The 3,470-nt window shown below is 61.3% G+C and carries 5 protein-coding genes and 1 pseudogene; 2 read left to right on the top strand and 4 right to left on the bottom strand.

All coding sequences use genetic code 11. The annotated features are described in order from the left end of the window. Window positions 1–366 precede the first annotated feature (366 nt). Window positions 367–810: a thermonuclease family protein gene (locus tag QDY28_RS30705; RefSeq protein ID WP_331384845.1), complete on the top strand. Its 444-nt coding sequence runs from the start codon at window positions 367–369 to the stop codon at window positions 808–810. A 201-nt stretch (window positions 811–1,011) separates the two neighbouring features. Further along, entirely contained in the window at window positions 1,012–1,269 is a 258-nt protein-coding gene (locus tag QDY28_RS30700; protein ID WP_331384844.1) for a WGR domain-containing protein, read from the top strand. Between the two features lie 34 nt (window positions 1,270–1,303). Here the strand turns inward: QDY28_RS30700 and QDY28_RS30695 are convergent, their stop codons facing one another. The 4 genes and pseudogenes from QDY28_RS30695 to QDY28_RS30680 form a co-directional block, all read right to left on the bottom strand. After that, entirely contained in the window at window positions 1,304–1,477 is a 174-nt protein-coding gene (locus QDY28_RS30695; protein WP_331384843.1) for a hypothetical protein, read from the bottom strand. A 330-nt stretch (window positions 1,478–1,807) separates the two neighbouring features. Then, complete coding sequence (locus QDY28_RS30690; protein ID WP_331384842.1) at window positions 1,808–2,299, bottom strand: hypothetical protein; 492 nt, start codon at window positions 2,297–2,299, stop codon at window positions 1,808–1,810. Between the two features lie 326 nt (window positions 2,300–2,625). Further along, window positions 2,626–2,790 carry a hypothetical protein gene (locus QDY28_RS30685; RefSeq protein ID WP_331384841.1) on the bottom strand — a complete coding sequence of 55 codons (165 nt, stop codon included), beginning with the start codon at window positions 2,788–2,790 and terminating at the stop codon, window positions 2,626–2,628. Window positions 2,791–3,106: 316 nt separating this feature from the next. Next, a pseudogene (locus QDY28_RS30680) lies at window positions 3,107–3,277 on the bottom strand (DUF736 domain-containing protein); the annotation flags it as partial. Between the last annotated feature and the right edge of the window lie 193 nt (window positions 3,278–3,470).

Genomic DNA, 3,470 nt, shown 5'->3' with positions numbered 1-3,470 from the left:
GTATCGGAGAAATCAGCATAGCGGCCGCCCGACGGGCGGGATTTCGGGAATTCTCGTCGTGCGAGGAGCGGGAAAMAGCGCAGCCGCAGGAGCCTCAACATAGTGGCCCGAAGGGGAGGCGGGACCGACTGCGCCCCGCTCCTCGCACACCGTCTGAAGCCCCTTTCCCGTAAACGCGGATGAAACCGAAGCCGGGATAGCGTGAGGGAAACAGGAGAGGACCGAAGGTTGACGAAATCGAATGTGGTTCCGTTCAGAAACCCAAGCAAGCCCGGCAAAAGGAACGATCGAAATCGCTGGCGGGGAAAGTCACCTCGACCGGCACCGAGCCGCCTGCGCGACCCACTGATCGTGATCCTCTCCGCTATGATTATTGCGGGAGGAGGGTGGCTTGCCTATGGCGGCGCCGGCAATATCAACGGCCTCCTCGTGCCGGCCAAGGCACCGACATCGGATTCCCTGTCGGCCGCGTTTTTGATCTGCGGTGCCGATCGTCATGTGAACTGCGTTGTCGACGGCGACACGTTCTGGTTCCAAGGCGAGAAAATCCGCATCGCGGATATCGACACACCGGAACTCAGCCCGCCACGCTGCGAGACAGAAAGGATCAAAGGCGAGGCAGCGAAAGCCCGCCTGCTGGCGCTGCTCAATGGCGGCACGTTCTCGCTTTCGGCCGGCCTGCGCGACGAGGATAAGTATGGCCGCAAGCTCCGCACGGTGACGCGGGCAGGGCGCTCGCTTGGAGCCACTCTCATCGACGAGGGCCTCGCCAGGCGTTGGGACGGCGCAAGACACGGATGGTGCGGCTGAGCGCCGCGAGAGGATCGTTACCGGATGGCCGAAACCGCCCTGCGGGTTCGGGGAGCGTCAGCGCGTAGAGCCGTGCGCCGAAGGCGTCTCGCCCAAGCCGGTCACGGTTTTTCCAAAATCATCACCGATGTGAATCGATCCACGCCGACCGATTCATAAGTGTCGTTGGACGGGATTCCCGAGTTCAGAGATTCTGGTCTCATGATCTCACAGCCTTATCATCTCTATGTCGAACGCTCGGATGCCTCTAAGAACATGGCCCGCTATTATGCGATGTCGATTGAACCCAACCTGTTCGGGGATGTCTGTCTCCTGCGCAAATGGGGCCGCATCGGAAGCAAGGGGCAAATGATGGTCCATCATTTCGGTCGGGAAGAGGAAGCGGTCGAGCTGTTTCTCGATCTGCTCCGACAGAAACGCAAACGAGGATACCGGCCGCGTGTGCCGATGACGAACTGAGACAAGACCCACCGAAGCGGGCCCCGAACGCACCTCATCGGCGCCGGTTCCAGTCGGTCTCGAACGACGCCTCGACCTCGACGAAGAACGGGATCTTGATCGCAAGCTTCAAGCCGAGCTTTCCCTTGCGGAAGAAATGGCTGATCACCTTGCCGAGAGCGCGAAGCCGGCGGCCGGTAGCGGCGAGGAATTGGGCGAGTTGTTGCATGGCGTTTCTCCTTTCGAAATGCGGTCATGACAGGAGATAAGAGGCAGACCGGAAAGGAGGGACGCACCCAACGAGCCGGAACGAATGTGGAGGAGTTGCCGGCGACTGAATTTTGATCCGCGAGGAGCCGTGCCGCGGCGGGGAAAATTCTGGCGGCAGCAGCTTGCGTCGTGACGAACGGGCGGCAACATCCCTGACGAGAGATGACAGCCTTGTCGAAAGGAGAGGGGGCAACTGGTCGCCATCGCCGCGATCGCGACGGTTCCTCAGGCATTAGTCGAGAGGCGGCTGCTCAGCCCCTCGATAAATTGGAACGCGCTTCAGGATTGATCATGACCCGGTGGACCAGGCGTGAACCGTGCGGGCTGCATAGACGGCGATCCCGATTTCCCCCGTGATGTCGTTGATGATCGGCGCCAGCGAACCCAATTCCGCCTCGGTGAGCGCGACCAGTTCCGGATAGTCGATATCGACGCCACTGTAATCAGCCATCAAGGCGTTGACCCAATCACCGCCATTGATGCGGTATTCGTGCGTGTCGAAATCGATTTCGAGATCGTCCAGCAGATTGATGGAAAAGCGCCCGAAAATTTCGCACTCCCCTTCCAACTGATATGCAGCAAACTCGTCGTCTCCGGCGAAAACGCTTCGCTCCAATTCCATGATGACCTGGATCCGCGCAATCGCCGCTTCGAGTCCTTCAACCAGACGATCATGAAGCTCTCGCGAGAATTCGCTGTCGCAGCCGAAGCGATTTGCGAGGACGAGAAGCCGGAAGCCGGCAAGCTTGGTGTAGAGCATGAGGTTCTGATAGGTTGTCATGATGTGATCTCCTTCGTTGATGACGGAGATCGGCCACTCTGTAGCAAAGAGGGGTCAAGGACCGCGGGACGCGGCTCGCAAGCGGGGGAACCGATTTTTTCGGGAAGCCCGGCGGCGGAAAAATTGGGGGAGAACGCGCCGTCCTTGAGGCCGGATTTGCTGGAGTAAATTAGGAAGTCATAGAGAGAAGAGACCCGCTGCCCCAAAGGGKACGCGACCGTTTCCGGCGTGAGCCGGCGGGAGTGTCGAGGGATGAAGTCCCTGACAGCCGGACCGGCCGGTCGACCCGGCGGAACGGCTCACACAGCACAAGGAAGGAAACCCCCTCAAAAGGGCGGCTCGGCTTCTATGGCGCCCTCCTGTTCGGCAAGCATGACGGCCAGATCAGCCTGGGCGAGTTGGAGCTCCGCCTCGATCTGGCGGCGCTCGGCGGCATCGCAGGCGCTCCCGAGCTCGGCGCGCAGTTCCTCGATGTGCTGTTCGATGGTCATCGTCTCATCTCCTTGAGTTCGTGAAAGACGACGACGCGGGCCGCGGCGGGATGGCGGGGTCAGGGATCGCGCAAGCGACCGCCGGCGGCGGCGAGTGGGGGAGCCGATTTTGTTGAAGTGGAGGGAACCGGAGCGGAGGTAAAATTGGGGGGRCCCTCGTCCTTGAGGCCGTCGTCCCGCCGCGGCACACTGCAGCGATCTGAGCAGACATTCCCGGTCCCGTATGGCACCCGAAAAGCCGGTAGAGGGCTCGATGCCCGCTGCCGGCTTCTTAATCGGCCGTTTGGCCCCGCCTCGCGGCGGGGCCGTCCCGGTCTCAGTCCCGGTTGGGGCGGGACCAGATCAGCTGGTAGCCGTCCTCGCCTTCGACTTCAGTGAGGGTCGCGTAGATCGGTGCGGGGAAGCTCGGGTCGTCCAGCTTGACCGAGAGGTAATCGCGGTCGGTCTCGCTCGACCGCTTCTGCCAGGCCGCACCCAGCTCGACGTTTTGCGGTGCACCGCAAAATGTCGATTATGCTGAGAGTGTGATTATGCGGAGTGCTGATCGCTGAAGGCTGGATTTCTCGACGATAGCGGCGGCTTCTGCTCCGCATAATTCCACTGGTGTGGAAGAGGCGCCCCGCCGTGAAGCGGAGCGCCGATGTGCTGGTCAGCGCGACCAGATGAGCTTGTGCTCGCCC

It is taken from the genome of Rhizobium sp. BR 362, from assembly GCF_036528765.1.
GTDB lineage: Bacteria > Pseudomonadota > Alphaproteobacteria > Rhizobiales > Rhizobiaceae > Rhizobium.
The sequence above is the reverse complement of the archived record's forward strand: the minus strand, read 5'-3'. Positions and strand labels throughout refer to the sequence as shown.

What these genes read in the sequence shown, in the direction of transcription:
- QDY28_RS30705 (WP_331384845.1), top strand. Translation starts at nt 367, where the DNA reads ATGATTATTGCGGGAGGAGGGTGGCTTGCCTATGGCGGCGCCGGCAAT.
- QDY28_RS30700 (WP_331384844.1), top strand. Translation starts at nt 1,012, where the DNA reads ATGATCTCACAGCCTTATCATCTCTATGTCGAACGCTCGGATGCCTCT.
- QDY28_RS30695 (WP_331384843.1), bottom strand. Translation starts at nt 1,477, where the DNA reads ATGCAACAACTCGCCCAATTCCTCGCCGCTACCGGCCGCCGGCTTCGC.
- QDY28_RS30690 (WP_331384842.1), bottom strand. Translation starts at nt 2,299, where the DNA reads ATGACAACCTATCAGAACCTCATGCTCTACACCAAGCTTGCCGGCTTC.
- QDY28_RS30685 (WP_331384841.1), bottom strand. Translation starts at nt 2,790, where the DNA reads ATGACCATCGAACAGCACATCGAGGAACTGCGCGCCGAGCTCGGGAGC.